The organism is Burkholderia sp. LS-044 (genome assembly GCF_004803625.1).
In the GTDB taxonomy this organism is placed as follows: Bacteria; Pseudomonadota; Gammaproteobacteria; order Burkholderiales; family Burkholderiaceae; genus Burkholderia; species Burkholderia cepacia.
This window is the reverse complement of the sequence record NZ_SSWO01000004.1, coordinates 511,633-531,796: the sequence shown is the minus strand read 5'-3', so window position 1 is coordinate 531,796 and position 20,164 is coordinate 511,633. Positions and strand designations below refer to the sequence as shown.

Here is a 20,164-nt window from a genome sequence, read left to right as displayed (position 1 = left end):
GGTGCACACGCGTCGCTCAGCGGCGGCGCAACAGCGCGACGAAGAACAGGCTGCCGAACATCGCGGTCACGATCCCGATCGGCAGATCCTCCGGCGCCGCGAGCGTGCGGGCGGCCACATCGGCCCACACGAGCAGGATCGCGCCGGTCAGCGCGGAAACCGGCAGCAGCCTGCCGTGCTCGGCACCGACGACGCGGCGGCACAGATGCGGCGTCACGAGCCCGACGAAGCCGATCGCCCCGCTCACCGCCACCATCGCACCGGTCGCGAACGACGCGACGACGAACACCTCGCGCCGCATCCGCGCGCTCGGCACCCCGAGCGCGGCCGCGGCCACGTCGCCCGACATCAGCGCATTCAGTTCGCGCCGGCGCGCGTACAGCGCGCCGCCGGCAAGCACCGCGCATGCGGCCGGCACCGGCAGCAGATCCCAGCGCGCGAGCCCGACGCCGCCGAGCATCCAGAACAGCACCGACGACGCGGCGCGCTGATCGCCGAGATACAGCAGCAGGTTGCCGAACGCGGCCATCATGAACGACACCGATACGCCCGCGAGCAGCAGCCGGTCCGATTCGAGCCGGCCGCGCCGGTAAGCGAGCGCGATGACGCAGGCCGTCGCCGCAAGCGCGCCCGCGAAGGCGGCAGCCGACAGCGTGAACGGGCCGAGTGCCGCGCCGGCCAGCACGGTGACCGCGACGGCGCCGAGCATCGCGCCCGCGCTCACGCCGAGCAGGTGCGGATCGGCCAGGCGGTTCGCGGTCGCCGCCTGCAACGCGACGCCGACCGCTGCCAGCGTCGCGCCAACGATCGCGGCGAGCAGCGCGCGCGGCATCCGGATCAGCCAGACGATGCTGTCGTCGCCCGCCCCCGCCGCGAACGCGCCGGCCTCGCCGAACGCCGGCACGATGTGCGTGGCGACGATCCGCACCGCCGCCGGCATCGCGATCGGCGCCGGACCGAACGCGGCCGATACGACGATCGACACGACCAGCAGCAGCGCCAGCGCCGGCAGCACCGTGCGCATGCCGGGCCGCGACGCACGCACGTGCCCGCTCATCGCGCTGGCCCGGCGAACGCGGCCGGATACAGCGCGCGCGCCAGCGTCTCGACGGCCGCGACGTTCTCGGGGCCCGGCGTCGCCGCATCGTAGGGAATCACGACGAAGCGCCGGTCGCGAATGGCGGCCACGCGCGCGAGCGACGGCTGGCTCAGCAGGAACTGCTGCTTCTGCGCGGCCGTCACGGCCGAATAGTCGACGATCACGATCACCTGCGGATCGCGCGCGACCACGCTTTCCCAGCTCACCTGTGTCCAGCTGCGCGGCAGGTCGGCCATCACGTTGCGCGCCCCGGCCGCCGTCAGCAGCGCGGTCGGCATCGCGAGCGCGCCGGCCGTCATCGGCTTGTCGGTGCCGCTGTCGTAGACGAACACGCGCAGCGGCGCCGGACGCCCGATCGCGCTCGACACCGCCGCGAGACGCGCGCGCATCGCAGCCACGACCTGCGCGGCGCGCGCGTCGACACCGAAGATCCGGCCGAGATTGTTCAGGTCGCGGAACACGTCGTCGAACGACGCGGCCGTCTGCTTCATCACGTGCGAGCACGATTCGGTCAGCTCGTACGTCCGGATACCGAACGGCGCGAGGGTTGCCGGCGTCACCGCGCCACCGACATGCATCCCGTAGTTCCAGCCCGCGAGATAGAAGTCGGCACGCGCGGCCGCCAGCACCTCGAGCGACGGATACTGGCTCGCGAGTTCGGGCACGCCGCGCAGCGCGTCGCGCACGCGCGCGGTGCCCGTCTTCCAGCCGCCGATGCCGGTGTAGCCGACGAGCCGGTCCTTCAGGCCGAGCACGAGCATCATCTCGGTCAGGTTCACGTCGTTGCTCACCGCGCGCGTCGGCGCGCGGTCGAACGTCACGTCGCGATCGCAACTGCGCACGGTGACGGGATAGGCACCCGCATGCGCGGCCGCGCAGCCGAGCAGGATCGCGGCAACCAGCCGGCGGAATGCGGACGACGACGCAGACTGCAACACGGAGGGCAGGACAGGAAACGGCATGGCGGTCATTCCGGATGAAGCGGCGTGATGCGCGGCCGGCCCGTGACCGGATGGCGATCGACGAGCGCGACGACGCCGAACACGTCGCGCAGCAGCGCTTCGGTCAGCACGTCGGCCGGCGCGCCCGATGCGACGACCCTGCCGCGCGCGAGCACGTGGAGCCGGTCGCAATACGCGGCCGCGAGATTGAGATCGTGAATCGTGGCGAGCGTCGCGATGCCGAGGCGCCGCACGCGCGCGAGCAGTTCGAGCTGATGGCGCAGGTCGAGATGGTTGGTGGGTTCGTCGAGCAGCAGCAGTTCGGGCTGCTGCGCAAGCGCACGAGCCAGCAGCGCGCGTTGCTTCTCGCCGCCCGACAGCGACGCGAAGCGTTGCGCGCGGCGCTCGACGAGGCCGACGTCGTGCAGTGCGGATTCGACGATCCGGCGATCGTCCGCCGTCTCCGCGTCGAACGGCCGCTTGTGCGGCGTGCGCCCCATGCCGACCAGTTCGTCGACCGTCAGCCCGAAATCGTCGGGCGTCTCCTGCTGCAGCACCGCGATGCGCTGCGCGACCGCGCGCGGCCGCATGCGCCACACGTCCTGCGCGTCGAGCGCGACACGGCCCGCATCGGGCCGCGCGTAACGGAACACGCAGCGCAGCAGGCTCGTCTTGCCGCTGCCGTTCGGGCCGACCAGCCCGACGAACTCGCCGTCGGCCACGCTCAGCGTCACCGAATCGAGCACGGCGATCGCGCCGCCGGGAGACCAGCTCACGCGTTCGATGTCGAGCATGTGCGCCACGGGAGGCTCGCCGCGCCGCACTAGAAGCGCATCGTCGCGACGAGCTCCGCCGAGCGCGACGGGCCGAGCAGCCATTGCTCGCCGCCGTTCGACGTCGTCACCGCGTACGTGCGGTTCGCGAGATTGCGCAGGTACAGCGCGAGCTCGGTGCGCGACGTCGGCTGCCAGCGCAGCGACGCATCGAACACCGTGTACGACGGCACCTGTATGCGGTTCGCGTCGTCGCCGTACGTCGCGCCGACGTAACGCATGCCCGCATTCGCCTGCCAGCGCTCGGCAAACGCCCAGCCGAGCCACAGGTTCGCCGTCTGCTGCGGGACGTTGGCCGGCGCATTGCCGGCGCGCGACACCGTCGCGCTGCCGACCTTCTCGTTGAACTCGTCATAGCGCGCGCGCAGCAGCGCGACGTTCGCGTCGACCGTCCAGCCGTGCGGCAGCCGCGCGCCGCCCGTCAGCTCGATGCCGCGCGACGATTGCCGGCCGACCTGCCGGCGCAGCGCAGGATTGAACGGATCGGTGCTGAGCAGGTTGCGCTTCGTGATGTCGTACACCGCGAAGGTCCAGTAGGCGCGGCCGTCGACCAGCGTCTGCTTGACGCCGGCCTCCCACTGTTCGCCGGTGGCGAGCCGGTAGTTCGCCTGCGACGCGGACAGCGTCACGAGCGAGCCGAGCCCTTCCGCGCCCGTCGTGTACTGCGCATACGCGCTGAGCGTCGGCGCGACTTCGAACACGAAGCCCGTGCGCCAGCCGACGTTCGCGAAGCGCTTGTCGAAGCCGGCGCCGCTCGCCGCCTGCTCGCGGCTGAACGCGATGTGGTCGTAGCGCAGGCCGCTCACCCACGCGAGCCGCGGCAGCACGTCGAGCCGGTTCTCGGCGAACACCGCCGCCTGCCGTGCCCGCGTGCTGAACTGCGGCACCGTCGGGTCGGGGCTCGTGAACACGCCGGGATCGAAACCGTGCGCGGGCACCGTCGATTCGCCACCATACGGCGAATTGTTGGTACCACTGAACGTGACCTGGCTGAATTCCGTGCCGACGACGAAGCGGTTCGCGCGGCCGAACAGCGTACCGTCGAAGCGTGCGCTCAGCCGATCGCCGATCTGCCGCTGGTGATGGCCGATGTCCAGATAGTCGCCGCGCGTGACGAGACCCGTCGCGGTGTCGAGCGCATACGATTCGGCATTGCGCCAGTGGCGGTTCGACGTCAGGTAGTAGAGCTGGTTGTCGATCGTCACGCCGGCCGTCGGCCGGTAGCGGGCCGACAGGCGCGTCCACTGGTCGTAGTAGGCAATCGTCGCATCGCCGACGTTGTAGTTGAGCTTGCGCAGCGACGGATCGAGCACGCCGTTCGGTGCCGGCACGCCATGGTAGGTCGCCGGCATCTGGCGACCGTAGTCGAAGTCGAGCGTCAGCGTGAGCTTCGGGCTCACATCGAACTTCAGCGCGCCGCCGACGGCCGTCGTATGCGTATCGGCCCGCTCGGCGAGGCCGTTCGCGCGTGCATCGCTCGCGTAGAAGCGATACGACAGCCTCGGGCCGAGCGCGCCCGTCGTATCGAACGCAAAGCGCTTCGCGCCGTCGGCGCCGACACCGGCCTGCAGCGTCGTCTCTCGCACACGCTGCGGCCGCTTCGGCACCACGTTGACGACGCCGCCGATCGCCCCCTCGCCATACAGCACCGACGCCGGGCCGCGCAGCACCTCAATGCGCTCGACCGACCACGTGTCGAACGGGAAGGTGATCGTGCCGGCCGCCGGCATCAGCCGCACGCCGTCGAGCAGCGTCATCACCGATTCCTGCCCGCTGAAGCCGCGCACGCTCAATGCGGTGCCGCCGGTGCCGGGCGCCATCGCGCTCGCGAACCCCGCGGTGCGCGTCACCGCATCGAGCACCGTGCGATCGCCGCGCGCCTCGATCGTGCCGGCCGTGACCGACTCGACGCTCGCGGGGGTGTCGAGACTCGCGAGCCCGAGCCGCGAGCCCGTTTCGAGCGGTTGCGTCAGCGGGGCGGCCGGTGCGGATCGCGCGCTGACGTTGATCGCCGGCAGCGCATGGCGGTCGTCGGGTGCGGCCGCTTCTGAGGCAAGCGCGGCGGACGTCGCCATCGCGCACCCCACCCAGGTTGCGCAACCATACGCGGCACGCGAGCGCCATCCCCCGTCGTACCGGCGCGAGCCGGCGTGCAGCCGCGCGTCGCGCGCCCGCCTGTGTTTCGTCTTCGTCACTTCGTATCGGTCTTCGTGTGGTGTCGTCGCACGTGGCTTGCCCAACAGCGTCGGACGGCCGTCGATCCAAACGTCGGATGATACGTTATATCAATTTATCCCGTCAGGGTTTTGTCAGGATTCGTGGGTCAGTACGCCCGGCTCGCGGCTGGAACCCGCGACGGGTCGCCGCGGCAGCATCCCTCAATAAATCGGCCGGTACTCCGGCTCACGTGTCGACGATACGACCGCGTCGGCCCCCGGGAAGCCAGTCCGCCCGAGGCATGTCGCTTTCGACGCCGCGGTGCAAACGCAATCGCAAAAGCACACCGGCCCTCGTCGACCTGCCACTCGCGAATACGCGACAACCGTCCCGTTGCATTACGTCCCGGTCGCACTGGGGAAACGGCTATCGGCCGATGCGCTGTTCGCATTCGATCGTGGCGCCCTGGCCGATATCCTGGCCGGCGGTCGCGCCGACATCCGCCGGATCGCGGCCACGCCGAGTGCCAAGCGTCTCCGTCGGGATTGCGACTTCGCACACGCAGACGACCGCTACGACCCGCCGCCGCGCCCATGACGCGCGCCGCGACCGGCCGGCGCAACTTCGCCGCCTAGATCGGAAAACTGAACTGCACCCACAGCTTGTCGCCCTGCGGCCGGTTGCGCACCGCGAACTCGTGCTGGTATTTCACGACCACGCCCGACGCCGGCCCCCACATGTAACGCAGCTGCGGGCCGATCGCGACCGACTGCCCGCGAAAACCGTCCGACGCGACCTTGATGCCGTCCTGCGTATCGTCGGTGAACTGCTTCAGGAACGTGCCCTGCACGCCGACCTGCACGCGCCGGTCGATCGAATAGCCGACCAGGTAATCGAGCACGGCCACCGCACCCGAGTGGTACCGCGTCGCATGGTTCGGCGAATTCAGCTCCAGCAGCGTGGTCGTCGAGATCTCCCAGTCGCGGCCCGGAAACCAGGTCGTGCTGACGTACGGCAGGAACGCATACGTGTTCAATCCCGTGTTCGCGATCCGGTTCGCCGCATACGCGCCGCTCGGCACCGCGAACGACGGCGAGAAGAACGCGAAGAAGGTCTTCGATGCGTTCGCGTAGTTGATCATGAACGGCTCGAGGATCACGTCACCGAGCGACGTGCGGTTTCCCGTACCGCCCGGCGTCGACAGATGCAGGTGCACGATCGGCACGATCGCGCTGCTCGACAGCGAGAACGGCCCGAACGTCGCGCCCCAGGTATGGACCACGCGCGGCGTTTCCGCGACGACGCTCAGGTGAAACCCCGGCACCGCGCTGCCGCCGTCCGGCCCGGCAAACCGGTTCGATACCGAGTACAGCGCGTAGTTGAAGTACTGCGTGTTGCCGGGCGGCGGAAGCAGCCCGTTCAGCACGGTGTTGACGCCGAACGGATAGCTGACCTGCCCGTTCTCCGTGGCCGACGCCGGAACCTGCATGGCGCCGGCGATCAGGAATGCCAAGGGTACCCGTCGCAAGGTGAATTTCATGTCGTCTCCAGACCGGATTGTTATCGTGTCATCGCGTGCCGGGCATCGCAGGCCCGGGGAGACGCAATGTAAAGCGCACGACAGCGGCGAAAAAGACGACCTTCAGGAGAACAGTTCTTCGTTACACGGAGAAATGCGCGGCGGTGCGGCGACGGCCCGCGATCAGCGGCCGACCTCCTTCCATTTGCGCGCGAGCCCGAGGCGTTCGAAACGCTCGATCAGGAACTCGGTGAAGACGCGGATCTTCGCCGGCTGGTGACGACGGCTCTGGTACGCGATGTTGACGGTGAGCGCCGGCAGTTGCCAGTCGGTGAGCACCGGCACCAGCTTTCCCGCGACGATATCCTCGTGGATGATGTAGAGCGGCTGGATCAGGATGCCGAGCCCGGCAAGCGCCGCCGCGCGGATCACCTGCCCTTCGTTCGCATCGAGCACGCTCCTGATCGTGACCGACTGCTTCTTCGCGCCGCGGCGGAAATGCAGCACGTACGGATCGTTCGCGAGGTTGTAGACCAGCATCCGGTGGTCGCACAGCGCATCGGGCGTCGCCGGCGCGCCGTGCTTCGCCAGATACCCGGGCGACGCGGCCAGCACGCGCCGTGTCTCGGCGAGCTTGCGCACAGTGATGCCCGAATCCGCTTCATGCTCGCGCGTGCGGATCGCCACGTCGATGCCCGCCTCGATGAAATCCGGGTAGCGGTTCGCCGCGATGATCTGCACGTTCAGGTTCGGATAGCGCCGGTGAAACTCCGGCAACGCCGGCGCGATATAGATCGACGCGAACGATACGGAAGCGGTCACGCGCAGCGTGCCGGCCGGATTGACGCTCGTTTCGTTGACCGCCGCATCGGCCTCCGACAGCTCCGTCAGGATCGCGACGCAGCGCCGGTGGTATTCGTGCCCCGCGTCGGTCAGCCACAGGCGGCGCGTGGTCCGCTCGACGAGCCGCGCCCCCAGCCGTTCCTCCAGCGCATTCAGGCAGCGGCTCGCCGCCGCGCTCGACATGCCGAGCCGCTCGGCGGCCTTCGACAGGCCCCCCAACTCGGCGACCTGCACGAAAAATTCGATCTGCGTCCACTTGTCCATGCGTTGGATTCTTCCACTTGGCGGAGAACAAAACTCCTCCAAACCATCTTTTTTACGATCCGGGGAGGAATTAATGTTACGTCAACGCGCCATCCAACGACATCAGGAGACAACCCCATGCGCAATCTCAACGAAGACACCATCACGCAGGCCGTGATCGCATCGCTCTCCGGCTGTCGCGACGAGCGGCTGCGCACGGTCATGACCAGTCTCGTCCAGCACCTGCATTCGTTTGCGCGGGAGACCCGACTCACCGAGGCCGAATGGCAGGCCGCGATCGGCTTCCTGACCGCGGTCGGGCACATCACCGACGACAAGCGCCAGGAATTCATCCTGCTTTCCGACGTGCTCGGGCTGTCGACCCTCGTCACCGCGCAGAACCATGCGAAACCGGCCGGCTGCACGGAAGCGACCGTATTCGGCCCGTTCTATGTCGACGGCAGCCCCGAGTTCGCGATGTTCGACGACATCGCGAACGGCGCATGCGGCGAGCCCTGTTTCGTATCCGGCCACGTGCGCGGCATCGACGGCATGCCGGTCGCGCACGCGTCGCTGGAAGTCTGGCAAGCCGACGAGGACGGGCACTACGACGTCCAGCTTCCGGCCGACGACGGTTCGGTCACGCATCGCGCGCGCGGCCGGCTGCGCACCGGCGCCGACGGCCGTTACGCGTTCCGCTCGATCCTCGCCGAACCGTATCCGATTCCGCACGACGGCCCCGTCGGCGCCATGCTCGACGCGCTCGGCCGCCATCCGTGGCGCCCCGCTCACCTGCATTTCATGATCGCGGCGCGCGGTTACGAAACGCTGATCACGCACGTGTTTCGCGACGGCGACCGTTATCTCGACTCCGACGCGGTATTCGGCGTACGGTCGACGCTCGTCGCCGACTGGGTGCGGCACGCGCCCGGCATCGCGCCGGACGGTTCGCGCATGGACACGCCGTTCTACACGCTCGATTACGACTTCGTGCTCAATCCCGCAGGGCGCGGCGCGTGATCCGGCACGTCGTGATGTGGAACGTCGCAGGCGAAACCGACAGCGAACGCGCGGCGGCACGCGCCAGCGTGAAGCGTGCATTCGAAAGCCTGCGCGGCCGGATTCCAGGCATGACGCACCTCGAGGTCGGCGCGGATTTCAGCGCGGCCGATTACGCGTGCGACCTGATTCTCATCGCCGAATTCGAGTCGCGCGAAGCGCTCGACGGATACGCGACGCATCCTGAACACGCACGCGTACGCGACTCATTGGCCGGCCTGCGCATCGCGCGCCACCAGGTCGACTACGCAATGGAGTGACGACGACATGAATTTCATTTACCAGGCACGCCCCGCACGCGTGATCTTCGGCGCAGGCAGCCTCGACCATCTCGAACGCGAAGTGCTGGAACTGGGCGCGCAGCGTGCGTTCGTGCTCTGCACGCCGGAGCAGCGCGACCTCGCGCAACACATCGTCGAGCGGCTCGGCGCGCGCGCGGCCGGGTTGTACGATCGCGCGACGATGCACGTGCCGATCGAAATCGCCCGCGATGCGCAGGCGTTCGCCCGGTCGTGCGGTGCGGATTGCGCGATCGCGATCGGCGGCGGCTCCACGATCGGCCTCGGCAAGGCGATCGCGCTCGAAAGCAGCCTGCCTATCCTCGCCATCCCGACGACGTATGCGGGCAGCGAGATGACCCCGATCTACGGCCTGACGGAAGGCGGCATCAAGCGCACGGGCTCCGACGCGCGCGTCCTGCCGAAAACGGTGATCTACGATCCCGCGCTCACCGTCACGCTGCCCGTCGAGCTGTCCGTGACGAGCGGGCTCAATGCGATCGCGCACGCCGCGGAAGGCCTCTACGCGAACAACGCGAACCCGGTGATGAGCCTCGTCGCCGAAGAAGGGATTCGCGCGCTGGCGCGCGGCCTGCCCGGCGTGCGCCGCAACACCGCCGATCTCGGCGCACGCAGCGACGCGCTTTACGGCGCATGGCTGTGCGGGATGGTGCTCGGCAATGTCGGCATGGCGCTGCATCACAAGCTCTGTCATACGCTCGGCGGCAGCTTCAACCTGCCGCACGCGCCGACCCATACGGTCGTGCTGCCGCATGCGCTCGCGTACAACGCGGCGCATGCGCCGGACGCGATGCAGCGCATCGCCCGCGCGATCGGCACGAACGACGCGGCGCGCGGCCTCTACGCACTGGCGCTCGACAACGGCGCGCCCGTCTCGTTGAAGGCGATCGGCATGCAGGAAGCCGACCTCGATCGCGCGGCCGATCTCGCGGCCGCCAATCCGTACTGGAACCCTCGCCCGATCGAACGCGACGGCCTGCGCGCGCTGCTGCAGGACGCGTTCGACGGCAACCTGCCCGGCTCGACCGCGCGCTGAATCGAACACACGACAAACCAACAAATACCACCGTCATGGAGACACCCCACATGAATACCGAATCGAGCGCGCACGGCGACAGCACCGCCGAACACTGCGACGTCGCGATCGTCGGCTACGGCCCGACCGGCCTCGTCGCAGCATCGATGCTGGGCCGCGCCGGCCATCGCGTGATCGTCCTCGAACGCTGGCCGACGCCCTACGGCCTGCCGCGCCTCACGCACATCGACGGCGAAACCGCGCGCATCGTGCAGGCCAGTGCCGACGTCGATCACGCGCTGCGCAACGCGAAGGCCGTCGACACCTACCATTACTGCGACGCGAACGGCGACCTGCTGCTCGAACTGAACTGGACCGGCCGCGCATGCGGCTATCCCGCGCACATCTCGATCTACCAGCCCGACATCGAGGACGCGATCGATGCGCGCGCCAGTGCCTTCAGGAACGTGACGATCCTGCGCGGCTGGGAAGTCGACGCGCTGCGGCAGGACGACGACGGCGTGACGCTGACCGCGCATCCGTCCCGCTGCGGCCAGGACGCGCAATGGACCGACAGGCCGCGCGTCATTCGCGCGCGCTACGTGATCGGCGCCGACGGCGCGAACAGCCTCGTGCGCCGCACGCTCGGCATCGAACGCTCCGATTTCGGCTGCAACGAACGCTGGCTCAATCTCGATTCGGAAAACAAGCGCGATCTCGGCGACGGCTGCGCGCACACGACGATCTACTGCGATCCGGCGCGAGCGTACATGCACATGCCGATCGGCACGAAGCGCACGCGTTTCGAGCTGCGCGTGCTGCCGAACGAATCGACGGCCGAATGGGAAACGGAAGAAGCCGGCTGGAAGTGGCTCAACGACCACTACGGCTACGGCCCGGACGACCTGAAGCTGCTGCGGCACGTCGTCTACACGTTCGAGACGCGCATGGCCGAACGCTGGCGCGACGGCCGCGTGCTGCTCGCGGGCGACGCGGCGCACACGATGATGCCGTACATGGGACAAGGCGCGTGCTCCGGCATGCGCGACGGCATCAACCTCGCGTGGAAGCTCGACCTGGTGCTGACCGGGCGCGCGTCCGCCGACCTGCTCGACACCTATGAAGCCGAGCGCCGCCCGCACGTGACGGCGATCACGCAGATGTCGCTGTTTCTCGGGCAGGTCGTCAACGAGGACGATCCGCGCAAGGTCGCCGAGCGCGACGCGGCGTTCCGCTCCGGCAACATGCCGCCGATGCCGCCGTTCCCGAAGCTCGGCCACGGCATCGTGCACGCGCAAGCCGACGGCACGCTGCTGCCGTCGACGGGCGCACCGGCCCCGCAAGGCCGCGCACGGCGCGGCGCGGCCGAGGGCCGTTTCGACGACGTGGTCGGCCAGGGTTTCCAGCTCGTCACGCGCGAGCACCCTGCCCGCCATCTCGACGACGCGCAGCGCGCATTCCTCGCGCAGCTCGGCTGTCACGTGGCCGTGCTGGCCGACGACGTGTGCGCGCCGGATGCCGTGGTCGATCTCGACGGCGAGCAGCACGCGTTCATGCACGCGCACGGCATCGCCGCGTATATCAAGCGGCCCGATTTCATCGTGTTCGGTTCGGTGACGGACCTGCGCGATCTCGGCGCGCTCGTCGACGCGCTGCGCGCCGCACTGCACTGGTCCGCCGTTTCGAACGAGCCTGCCGCGGCTTCGGCAGCTTCGGCGGCTTCGGCAGCCGTCACCCACGCTTCGTGAAGGAGACCGACGCATGACGACCGAACTGTCACCGTTCGCGCTGTCGCTGCAGCGCGCGATGCCCGTCACGCGCCTGCTCGATTGCGGGATGGACTACGCGGACGCAACCGCGCTGCACGCCCGCACGTCCAACGGCGAGCCGTGGGACGTCGCGGCCGAAGCGCTGGCCGACGCGCAGCTCGCGCGCGCCGCGCAGGCGGCGGATGCCGGCCACCTGGTCACGGCCGCCGACGCGCAGGCGATGGCCATCGCGAACCTGCTGTTCGCGCAGATGGCGTTCAACCACGACGTGCCGCGCAAGCGCGCGCTCTATGCGCGGCTCGTCGACGCGTCGCACGGCCTCGCGCGCTGGTCCGACAAGCGCATCGAACGCGTCGAAGTGCCGTTCGGCGATGCGCGCCTGATCGGCTGGCTGGTGCGGCCGCCGGCGGAGCGCGTACGCGGCACCGTGATCGTGTTCGGCGGCCAGAGCGGCTGGGGCTTCGCGTACTGGCCGATCGCGCGCGCACTCGCGGCACGCGGCCTCGCCACGCTGCTCGCCGAGGGGCCGGGCCAGGGCGAGACGCGGCTCGAACAGCGGATCTTCGTCGATGTCGACATGAGCGCCGCCTATCGGCGCTTCGTCGATCACGTCGCCGATCGTGTGCCCGGGCCGATCGGTATCTGGGGGAACAGCATCGGCGGGTTGTGGGCGGCGTCGACTGCCGCGAGTGACCGACGGATCGCGGCCTGTTGCGTGAACGGCGCGCTCGCGGCGCCGACGCTGCTGCCGTTCCGCACGTTCGTCGAGCAGGCCGCGGCGATGCTCGGCAACGACGATCCCGATGCCGTGGCGGCGAACTTCGCGCGGATGCGTTTCTCGTCCGAACGCAACCGTATCGCGTGTCCGCTGCTGGTGCTGCACGGCGGCGAAGATCCGCTGATCCGGATCGACGATCAACAGCCGTTTCTCGATGCCGCGACGTCCGGCGATGCGACGCTCAAGGTCTGGCCGGACGGCGAGCACACGATCTACAACCACGCGTCCGAGCGCACCGCGCTCGTCTGCGACTGGTTCGCCGAGCGGCTGGCGCGAGCGGCAGCTGTGTGAACACGCATGCGGTGCCGGCCGTGCCGACGGTCGACACCGCGCGTGGCATCAGGCATGACGACGTCGCACCGCCGCCTGCCGCGACGCCGTCGATTTCCACGTGCGTGAAGCCGTACTTCGCCATCCGCTCACGATGGCCGGCCGAACCGGGACACGCGCGCAGTTGCGCGGTCATCGTTCGCTTCAACCGCCAACCTTGAACGCCGGCAACTGCTGCCCGAGCCGCGCCCCCATTTCCGTACCGAGCGCCTGCAGCGCATTGAACGGCCGGACCATCACTTCGAATTCCACGATCCGCCCTTCTTCGTCGAAGCGGATCATGTCGATCCCCTTCAGCGCCTTGTCGCCGACGCTCGCGCTGAATTCCAGCACCACGCTCAGGCCGTCGTCGGTGACGAACTGGCGGTAATAGACGAAATTCTCGAGGATCGTGATCACCGTGCGCAGCGCCATCAACAGCGCGGGCGCCGGCCCGTACGGCTTGAACGCCATCGGCGAACGGAACACCGCATCCGGGTGAACGATCGATTCGAGCGCACTGAAATCCTTGTTGTCGATCATCGCGTGCCACACGTCGAGCGATTTCGCGACAGTGGGATGAACTTGCAGCGGTGAGTGTGTCATCAGAAGTCTCCTGACTCATCGGACGGAAAAGAAACGAATCGGCGTCAAAGCGTCGCGGCCAGCGTCGTGCCCTGGTGAATCGCGCGCTTCGCATCGAGTTCGGCGGCCTCGTGTGCGCCGCCGATCAGATGCACGCGGCATCCGGCGGCCTGCAGTTGCTCCGCCAGTTCGCGCGACGGCTCCTGCCCCGCGCAGATCACCACGTTGTCCACCGGCAGCGTCTGTTCGACGCCGTCGATCGTCACGTGCAATCCTTCGTCGTCGATGCGACGGTACGTCACCGCCGACGACATGCCGACGCCGCGCGCCTTCAGCGCCGTGCGGTGGATCCACCCGGTGGTCTTGCCGAGCCCGTCGCCGATCTTCGATGCCTTGCGCTGCAGCAGATGCACCTGCCGCGCGGCCGGCTCGGGTTGCGCACGGCCCAGCCCGCCGGCACCCGCATACGATCGATCGACGCCCCATTCGTTGAAGAACCGGTCCGCGTCCACCTGTTCGCCGCCATCGCGATGAACCAGATATTCCGCGACGTCGAAACCGATGCCGCCGGCGCCGACGATCGCAACGCTGCGACCCACGGCCTTGTCGTCGCGCAGCACGTCGAGATAACCGAGCGTCTTCGGATGCCCGACGCCGTCGATCGGCGGCGTGCGCGGCACAATGCCCGTCGCGATCACCACCTCGTCGAATTCGCCCCGCAGCAGCATCTCGGCGCTCGCGCGCGTATTGACATGCAGTGTGATCCCGCGCAACTCGATCTGCCGGCGGAAGTAACGCAGCGTTTCGTTGAACTCCTCCTTGCCGGGCACCTTCTTCGCGATGTTGAACTGGCCGCCGATCTCGGCACCCGCTTCGTACAGCGTCACCGCGTGACCGCGCTCGGCCGCCGTGACCGCGAAACCGAGGCCCGCCGGACCGGCGCCGACCACCGCGATACGCTTGCGCTGCCGTGCGGGGCGGATTACGAGCTCGGTTTCGTGGCAGGCGCGCGGATTCACGAGGCAAGACGTGATCCTGCCGCTGAACGTATGGTCGAGGCACGCCTGGTTGCAGCCGATGCACGTGTTGATTTCGTCCGCGCGCCCTTCCCGCGCCTTGCGCACGAATTCGGCGTCGGCGAGGAATGGCCGCGCCATCGACACCATGTCGCAATAGCCGTCGGCGAGCAGCTGTTCGGCGACTTCCGGCGTGTTGATCCGGTTGGTCGCCACGAGCGGGATGCCGACCTTGCCCATCAATTGCCGCGTGACCCATGCGTACGCGGCGCGCGGCACCTTGGTCGCGATCGTCGGAATACGCGCCTCGTGCCAGCCGATGCCGGTATTGAGGATCGTCGCACCGGCCGCCTCGATCGCCTGCGCGAGCCGGATCACCTCGTCGAGCGTCGAGCCGCCTTCGACGAGATCGAGCATCGACAGCCGGTAGATGACGATGAAGTTCGTGCCCACCCGCTCACGCACGCGCCGCACGATCTCGACCGCGAAACGGATGCGATTCTCGTAGGCGCCGCCCCACGCGTCGTCGCGGTGGTTCGTGCGCGCGGCAATGAACTCGTTGATCAGGTAGCCCTCGGACCCCATGATCTCGACACCGTCGTAGCCCGCATGCTGCGCAAGCGCCGCGCATCGGACGAAATCGGCGATCGTCTCGTCGACTTCGTCGCCACTCAACGCATGCGGCGTGAACCGGTTGATCGGCGCTTTCAGCGCACTGGGCGCGGCGAGCGCCGGGTGATATGCGTAGCGCCCGAAGTGGAGGATCTGCAGCGCGATCCTGCCGCCCTCCGCATGCACCGCGCGCGTCACGACGCGATGGCGTTCGGCTTCCGCTTCGGTCGTCAGCATCGCGCCGCCCGGCGCCGGGCGGCCGCGTTCGTTCGGCGCGAAGCCACCCGTGACGATCAGGCCGGCCTCGCCTCGCGCGCGCTCCGCATAGAACGCCGCCATTCGCTCGAATCCGTGCGGCGCTTCCTCGAGGCCGACGTGCATCGACCCCATCAGGACGCGGTTCCTGAGCGACGTGAAGCCCAGTTCGAGCGGGGTCGTCAAATGCGGATAGCGGGATGCCATCGAGTGTCTCCATTTTTATGCAACAAGTTGCACAGATGGTAGTTCAGCGCGTTCGTTTACGCAACAAGTTGCATAAACATGACCCGTGGCTTGTACTGTGGCCCCGATATGGCAAGATGCGGTTCATTCCGCAGCCTCCGCCGATCCGACATGTCCCTGCCTCACGCACTCCTCACCGCGCTCGCCGAACGTCCCGGTTCGGGGTCCGAGCTCGCCGACCGCTTCGATCGCTCGATCGGCTATTTCTGGCAGGCCACGCACCAGCAGATCTACCGCGAACTGGGGCGCCTCGAGGAAACGGGCTGGATCGAATCGCTGCCCGCCGAATCGGGGCGCGGCCGCAAGCGCGCGTACCGGATCCTGCCGGCCGGCAAAAAGGAACTTCGGCGCTGGATCGCCGAACCGGAAGATCCGACGCCGCTGCGCGAAGCGTTGATGGTGCGCCTGCGCGCGGAAGCGGTGCTCGGGCCGGCCGGCCTCGAGGACGAAATCAGGCGGCGCATCGCGCTTCACCAGGAAAAGCTCGACCTGTATCTGCAGATCGAGGCGCGCGATTTTTCGACGCCCGACGATTCACGCACGAAGCGCCTGCAGCATCTGGTGCTGCAGGCCGGCATTGCGAACGAGCGGTTCTGGGTCGAGTTTTCGCAGCATGCGCTCGACACGCTGCGCCTGCCGAAGGACTGAACCGGGTTCGCGCGGCGGCCACCGGCACGGCTGCACCAGCGTCGCACCGGCGCACGCGGCCGTCGCGGCGCGCATTGCGCCGCGACGCGCCATACCGTAGTCACGCGTCCGGCAGAATCACCACCTTGCCCTTCACCTGCCGGTTTGCCATCCGCGCGATCGCATCGGTCGCGCCGGCCAGCGACACGCGCTCGGTGATCGCGGGCCGCACCTTGCCGGCCGCGAACCATTCGGCCAGCAAGCGCATGTTCGCGACATGCTGCGCCGGGTCGCGGCGCACCGCGTCGCCCCAGAACACGCCGAGGATGTCGCGCTCCTTGAGCAGCGCGAGGTTCAGCGCGATCTTCGGAATCTCGCCGGCCGCGAACCCAACGACGAGGAACCGGCCGCGCCACGCGGTCGCGCGCAGCGCCGCCTCGCTGTATGCGCCGCCCACCGGATCGTAGACGACGTCGGCGCCGCGCCCGCCGGTCAGCTCGTCCACACGGCGGCGCAGGTCTTCGGTCGCATAGTCGATCGTCTCGTCCGCGCCGGCATCACGGCACAGCGCGAGCTTGTCCGCGCTCGACGCCGCCGCGATCACGCGCGCGCCGAGCGCCTTCGCGATCTCGATCGCGGCGAGCCCGACCCCGCCCGCCGCGCCCAGGACGAGCAGCGTCTCGCCCGCCTGCAGCCGCGCGCGCTGCTGCAACGCATGCAGCGACGTGCCGTATGCGAGCACGAGCGCCGCGCCCTGCTCGAACGTCATCCCCGGCGGCAACGGAGCGATCTGGTGCGCATCGGCCACACACTGCTGCGCGAACCCGCCGTGCCCCGTGAACGCGACCACCGAATCGCCGGGCCGCCACGCGGTAACGCCCTCGCCGACCGCGTCGATCACGCCGGCAAACTCGGCGCCCGGCGAAAACGGCAGTGCCGGCTTCACCTGATACAACCCCTGGACGATCAGCGCGTCGGGGAAATTGAGCGACGCGGCCTTCACCCGGACCCGGACCTGGCCGGCCGCCGGTTCGGGAATCTCGACGTCTTCGATGCGCAGGCTGTCGATCGGGCCAAATGCGGTGCACAACAGGGCTTTCATGCGCTTCTCTCTCCTTGCGCGGCGCGACCGCGCATCGATGCGGCCTGCGGGGTACTCCCGCGCGGCCGGTTCAAGACGCATGTGCGATGGCCATCCGAGCCGGCCTTCGCGACATCGTCAGTATTCCAGGATGTTGGTACGGCTACGTTCAGAACCACGCGTCGCGCATGTCGAGCGTCGTCGTGTCGACGCTCGACAGCAGATCGAGCTGTGCGTCCACTTTCGGCAATTCCCAGCGGAAGAAGTAGCGGGCGGCCGCACGCTTGCCGTCGTGGAAATCGCCGGTTTGCCCGTGCGCGGCGAGCGTCACGTCGAGCCACAGCCACGCGACGACGAGATGGCCGAACGCTTCCAGATAGACACTCGCGTTCGCGAGCCGCGCCTGCTGATCGCCGATCGCGCCGAGCTGTCGAGTGACGTCGAGCAGCCGCGACCAGCGCTGCGCCAGCGCATCGGCCTGCTCTCGCAGGCCCGCGTCGAGCGCCCGCGCGCGTTCGACGCTCGCACCGATTCTCCCGTCGAGCGCGTGCAGCAGTGCGCCGTCGTCCTGTGCGACCTTGCGGCCCAGCAGGTCGAGCGCCTGGATTCCGTGCGTGCCTTCGTGTATCGGGTTGAGCCGATTGTCGCGATAGAGCCGCTCGACCGCGTAATCGCGCGTGTAGCCGTAGCCGCCGTGCACCTGGATCGCGAGGTCGTTCGCCGCGAGACACCACTGCGACGGCCAGCTTTTCGCGATCGGCGTCAGGATGTCGAGTAGCCGCTCGGCCTGGGCGCGCACGGTCGCGTCGTCGTGCGCGCGCGCTTCGTCGACCAGCTTCGCGCAGTACAGGATCAGCGCAAGACCGCCTTCGACATAGGCCTTCTGCGCGAGCAGCATGCGCCGCACGTCCGGATGCTCGACGATCGGCGCCTGCGGCGCGGCGGCATCCTTGCCCGCCGGCCCCAGCGGACGCCCTTGAGGCCGGTTCCGCGCGTAGTCGAGCGCATGCAGATAACCGGTGTAGCCGAGCGCCACCGCGCCCGCGCCGACACCGATGCGCGCCTCGTTCATCATGTGGAACATGTACGCGAGGCCGTGGTTCGGCCGGCCGACCAGATAACCGATCGCACCCTCCCGCCCTTCCGGCCGGTAGCGCGTGCCTTCGCCGAAGTTCAGCAGGCAGTTGGTGGTGCCGCGGTAGCCCATCTTGTGGTTCAGCCCGGCGAGCACCACGTCGTTGTGCTCGCCCTGCGCGGCGCCGTCGGTACCGGGCAGGTACTTGGGCACGATGAACAGCGAGATGCCGCGCGTGCCGGGCAGCAGCCGGCCGTGTTCGTCGGGAATCTTCGCGAGCACGAGGTGGACGATGTTCTCCGTCAACTCGTGTTCGCCGCCCGAGATCCACATCTTGTTGCCGGTCAGCCGGTAGCGCGGGCCGAGCGGCGAGTCGCACTCGAAATCCGCGCGCGTCGCGATGTCGGACAGCGACGACCCGGCTTGCGGCTCGGACAGGCACATGGTGCCGAAGTAGCGCCCTTCCAGCTCCGGGCGCGCGAACGCGTCGATCTGCGCGGGGGTGCCATGCGCGACGAGCAGGTTCGCGTTGGCGACGGTCAGGAACGGATAGGCGGCGGTCGCGATGTTCGCGGCCTGGAAGAACAGGAACGACGCGGCTTCGACCAGCTTCGGCAAGCGCATGCCGCCGAGCGCTTCGTCGTGGCCCGCGGCGATCAGCCCGGCGTCCGCGAAGGTGCGCACGGCCGGTTCGACGTCGGGGATCAGCGTCACGCGCTCGCCGTCGAAGTGCGGTTCCTCGCGATCGCCTCGTGCCGCATGCGGCGCGAACAGGTCTTCGGCAATCCGCTCGCTGGTATCGAGCACCGCGTCGAAGGTCTCGCGACTGTGCTCCGCGTAGCGCGGCAGCGCGACGAGCGCCTCCGCATCGAGCCAGTCGTACAACAGGAACGCGAGATCGCGTCGCGACATCAACAAGCTCATCGTGCTGCCTCCCGGGGGCCGGCTTCGTCAGCCGAATGAAGGGTTCCGTGATTGCGAATGCTGGCAGGAATTTAGCACGGTCGTTCGCAAACAACAACGACCGATGAGCTAGTCGGCGTACCCCGGATTGCGTCGATCGAGCCGGCGCAGCAGCCCGGGCCAGACGAGCGCGCCGGCCCCCATGCCGCGGGTCACCGCGGCGATCTGCTGCTTGATGCCGTCGAGAATCGGCTGTGCGACCGGCAACAGCGCAGTGCCGCCGGCCTGCGCGCGCACCTGGATCATGCAGGCCGCTTCGAAGAAGTACATCGCGACGAACGCGTCTGCCGGCGTCGCTCCGACGGTCAGCAGGCCGTGGTTGCGCAGCATCAGGTTCGTGTGGGCGCCGAGGTCGCGCACGAGGCGCGCCTTTTCGCCTTCGTTGAGCGCAATGCCCTCGTAGTCGTGATAGCCGAGCGACGCCAGCACGCCGAGCGACTGCTGCGACAGCGGCAGCAACCCGCCCTCCTGCGCCGACACGGCGACGCCGTTGATCGAATGCGTATGCATCACGCACAGCGCGTCGTCGCGGGCCGCGTGCACCGCGCTGTGGATGGTGAAGCCGGCCGGGTTGATCTCGTACGGCGATTCGGACACCTTGCGTCCTTCGAGATCCACCTTCACCAGCGACGATGCCGTGATCTCGTCGAACATCATGCCGTACGGGTTGATCAGGAAATGATGCTCCGGGCCGGGGATGCGCGCGGAAATATGGGTGAACACGAGATCGTCCCAGCCGAACAGCGCGGTGAGGCGGTAAGCCGCCGCCAGGTTGACTCGCGCGTCCCATTCGGTGGGGGAAACCGCCTGCTTCACGCTGACATCGGACGAGGCCATGTC

Annotated in this window: 17 protein-coding genes; 6 read left to right on the top strand and 11 right to left on the bottom strand. The window is 68.6% G+C overall.

The window, feature by feature from the left end:
- Positions 1–16: 16 nt before the first annotated feature.
- From E9536_RS13920 to E9536_RS13895, 6 genes are all read right to left on the bottom strand, one after another.
- Complete coding sequence (locus E9536_RS13920; protein ID WP_168799525.1) at positions 17–1,057, bottom strand: iron ABC transporter permease; 1,041 nt, start codon at positions 1,055–1,057, stop codon at positions 17–19.
- A complete protein-coding gene (locus tag E9536_RS13915; RefSeq protein ID WP_136469996.1) occupies positions 1,054–2,070 on the bottom strand; it encodes an ABC transporter substrate-binding protein in 1,017 nt (338 codons plus the stop codon). Before E9536_RS13915 ends, E9536_RS13920 begins: the two co-directional genes overlap by 4 nt.
- A complete protein-coding gene (locus E9536_RS13910) occupies positions 2,067–2,834 on the bottom strand; it encodes an ABC transporter ATP-binding protein (RefSeq protein WP_081080575.1) in 768 nt (255 codons plus the stop codon). The genes E9536_RS13915 and E9536_RS13910 overlap by 4 nt, the downstream gene beginning before the upstream one ends.
- 29 nt (positions 2,835–2,863) lie before the next feature.
- Positions 2,864–4,948, bottom strand: a complete 2,085-nt coding sequence (locus E9536_RS13905; RefSeq protein WP_136469995.1) for a TonB-dependent receptor — start codon at positions 4,946–4,948, stop codon at positions 2,864–2,866.
- Positions 4,949–5,661: 713 nt separating this feature from the next.
- Entirely contained in the window at positions 5,662–6,570 is a 909-nt protein-coding gene (locus E9536_RS13900) for a transporter (RefSeq protein ID WP_136469994.1), read from the bottom strand.
- A gap of 162 nt (positions 6,571–6,732) precedes the next feature.
- Positions 6,733–7,656, bottom strand: coding sequence for a LysR family transcriptional regulator (locus tag E9536_RS13895; RefSeq protein ID WP_136469993.1), 924 nt, complete (start codon positions 7,654–7,656; stop codon positions 6,733–6,735).
- Between the two features lie 117 nt (positions 7,657–7,773).
- On the opposite strand from E9536_RS13895, the gene E9536_RS13890 reads away from it, so the two are divergent.
- From E9536_RS13890 to E9536_RS13870, 5 genes are read left to right on the top strand one after another with little or no spacing between them, the layout of a single operon-like run.
- Positions 7,774–8,655 carry an intradiol ring-cleavage dioxygenase gene (locus E9536_RS13890; protein ID WP_027787833.1) on the top strand — a complete coding sequence of 294 codons (882 nt, stop codon included), beginning with the start codon at positions 7,774–7,776 and terminating at the stop codon, positions 8,653–8,655.
- Positions 8,652–8,954 carry a Dabb family protein gene (locus E9536_RS13885; protein ID WP_136469992.1) on the top strand — a complete coding sequence of 101 codons (303 nt, stop codon included), beginning with the start codon at positions 8,652–8,654 and terminating at the stop codon, positions 8,952–8,954. The genes E9536_RS13890 and E9536_RS13885 overlap by 4 nt, the downstream gene beginning before the upstream one ends.
- A gap of 7 nt (positions 8,955–8,961) precedes the next feature.
- A complete protein-coding gene (locus E9536_RS13880) occupies positions 8,962–10,029 on the top strand; it encodes a maleylacetate reductase (RefSeq protein WP_136469991.1) in 1,068 nt (355 codons plus the stop codon).
- Positions 10,030–10,079: 50 nt separating this feature from the next.
- Positions 10,080–11,756 (top strand): bifunctional 3-(3-hydroxy-phenyl)propionate/3-hydroxycinnamic acid hydroxylase, encoded by a 1,677-nt coding sequence (locus E9536_RS13875; RefSeq protein WP_136469990.1) that lies wholly within the window; start codon positions 10,080–10,082, stop codon positions 11,754–11,756.
- Positions 11,757–11,769: 13 nt separating this feature from the next.
- Complete coding sequence (locus tag E9536_RS13870) at positions 11,770–12,846, top strand: alpha/beta hydrolase (RefSeq protein ID WP_136469989.1); 1,077 nt, start codon at positions 11,770–11,772, stop codon at positions 12,844–12,846.
- Positions 12,847–13,029: 183 nt separating this feature from the next.
- Here the strand turns inward: E9536_RS13870 and E9536_RS13865 are convergent, their stop codons facing one another.
- Positions 13,030–13,470 carry a nuclear transport factor 2 family protein gene (locus E9536_RS13865; RefSeq protein WP_136469988.1) on the bottom strand — a complete coding sequence of 147 codons (441 nt, stop codon included), beginning with the start codon at positions 13,468–13,470 and terminating at the stop codon, positions 13,030–13,032.
- Between the two features lie 44 nt (positions 13,471–13,514).
- Positions 13,515–15,539: an NADPH-dependent 2,4-dienoyl-CoA reductase gene (locus tag E9536_RS13860; protein WP_136469987.1), complete on the bottom strand. Its 2,025-nt coding sequence runs from the start codon at positions 15,537–15,539 to the stop codon at positions 13,515–13,517.
- A gap of 150 nt (positions 15,540–15,689) precedes the next feature.
- Here E9536_RS13860 and E9536_RS13855 point away from each other — a divergent pair, with 150 nt between their 5' ends.
- The gene (locus tag E9536_RS13855) at positions 15,690–16,226 is read left to right on the top strand and encodes a PadR family transcriptional regulator (RefSeq protein WP_021157238.1); all 537 of its coding nucleotides are present in this window, start codon (positions 15,690–15,692) and stop codon (positions 16,224–16,226) included.
- A gap of 100 nt (positions 16,227–16,326) precedes the next feature.
- Here E9536_RS13855 and E9536_RS13850 read toward each other — a convergent pair whose 3' ends face one another.
- From E9536_RS13850 to E9536_RS13840, 3 genes are all read right to left on the bottom strand, one after another.
- Positions 16,327–17,307, bottom strand: coding sequence for an NADPH:quinone oxidoreductase family protein (locus E9536_RS13850; protein WP_059695633.1), 981 nt, complete (start codon positions 17,305–17,307; stop codon positions 16,327–16,329).
- A gap of 148 nt (positions 17,308–17,455) precedes the next feature.
- Positions 17,456–19,285, bottom strand: a complete 1,830-nt coding sequence (locus E9536_RS13845; protein ID WP_136469986.1) for an acyl-CoA dehydrogenase — start codon at positions 19,283–19,285, stop codon at positions 17,456–17,458.
- 108 nt (positions 19,286–19,393) lie between these two features.
- Entirely contained in the window at positions 19,394–20,161 is a 768-nt protein-coding gene (locus E9536_RS13840) for a class II aldolase/adducin family protein (protein WP_136469985.1), read from the bottom strand.
- Positions 20,162–20,164 lie beyond the last annotated feature (3 nt).

What these genes read in the sequence shown, in the direction of transcription:
- E9536_RS13920 (WP_168799525.1), bottom strand. Translation starts at nt 1,057, where the DNA reads ATGAGCGGGCACGTGCGTGCGTCGCGGCCCGGCATGCGCACGGTGCTG.
- E9536_RS13915 (WP_136469996.1), bottom strand. Translation starts at nt 2,070, where the DNA reads ATGACCGCCATGCCGTTTCCTGTCCTGCCCTCCGTGTTGCAGTCTGCG.
- E9536_RS13910 (WP_081080575.1), bottom strand. Translation starts at nt 2,834, where the DNA reads ATGCTCGACATCGAACGCGTGAGCTGGTCTCCCGGCGGCGCGATCGCC.
- E9536_RS13905 (WP_136469995.1), bottom strand. Translation starts at nt 4,948, where the DNA reads ATGGCGACGTCCGCCGCGCTTGCCTCAGAAGCGGCCGCACCCGACGAC.
- E9536_RS13900 (WP_136469994.1), bottom strand. Translation starts at nt 6,570, where the DNA reads ATGAAATTCACCTTGCGACGGGTACCCTTGGCATTCCTGATCGCCGGC.
- E9536_RS13895 (WP_136469993.1), bottom strand. Translation starts at nt 7,656, where the DNA reads ATGGACAAGTGGACGCAGATCGAATTTTTCGTGCAGGTCGCCGAGTTG.
- E9536_RS13890 (WP_027787833.1), top strand. Translation starts at nt 7,774, where the DNA reads ATGCGCAATCTCAACGAAGACACCATCACGCAGGCCGTGATCGCATCG.
- E9536_RS13880 (WP_136469991.1), top strand. Translation starts at nt 8,962, where the DNA reads ATGAATTTCATTTACCAGGCACGCCCCGCACGCGTGATCTTCGGCGCA.
- E9536_RS13875 (WP_136469990.1), top strand. Translation starts at nt 10,080, where the DNA reads ATGAATACCGAATCGAGCGCGCACGGCGACAGCACCGCCGAACACTGC.
- E9536_RS13870 (WP_136469989.1), top strand. Translation starts at nt 11,770, where the DNA reads ATGACGACCGAACTGTCACCGTTCGCGCTGTCGCTGCAGCGCGCGATG.
- E9536_RS13865 (WP_136469988.1), bottom strand. Translation starts at nt 13,470, where the DNA reads ATGACACACTCACCGCTGCAAGTTCATCCCACTGTCGCGAAATCGCTC.
- E9536_RS13860 (WP_136469987.1), bottom strand. Translation starts at nt 15,539, where the DNA reads ATGGCATCCCGCTATCCGCATTTGACGACCCCGCTCGAACTGGGCTTC.
- E9536_RS13855 (WP_021157238.1), top strand. Translation starts at nt 15,690, where the DNA reads ATGTCCCTGCCTCACGCACTCCTCACCGCGCTCGCCGAACGTCCCGGT.
- E9536_RS13850 (WP_059695633.1), bottom strand. Translation starts at nt 17,307, where the DNA reads ATGAAAGCCCTGTTGTGCACCGCATTTGGCCCGATCGACAGCCTGCGC.
- E9536_RS13845 (WP_136469986.1), bottom strand. Translation starts at nt 19,285, where the DNA reads ATGAGCTTGTTGATGTCGCGACGCGATCTCGCGTTCCTGTTGTACGAC.
- E9536_RS13840 (WP_136469985.1), bottom strand. Translation starts at nt 20,161, where the DNA reads ATGGCCTCGTCCGATGTCAGCGTGAAGCAGGCGGTTTCCCCCACCGAA.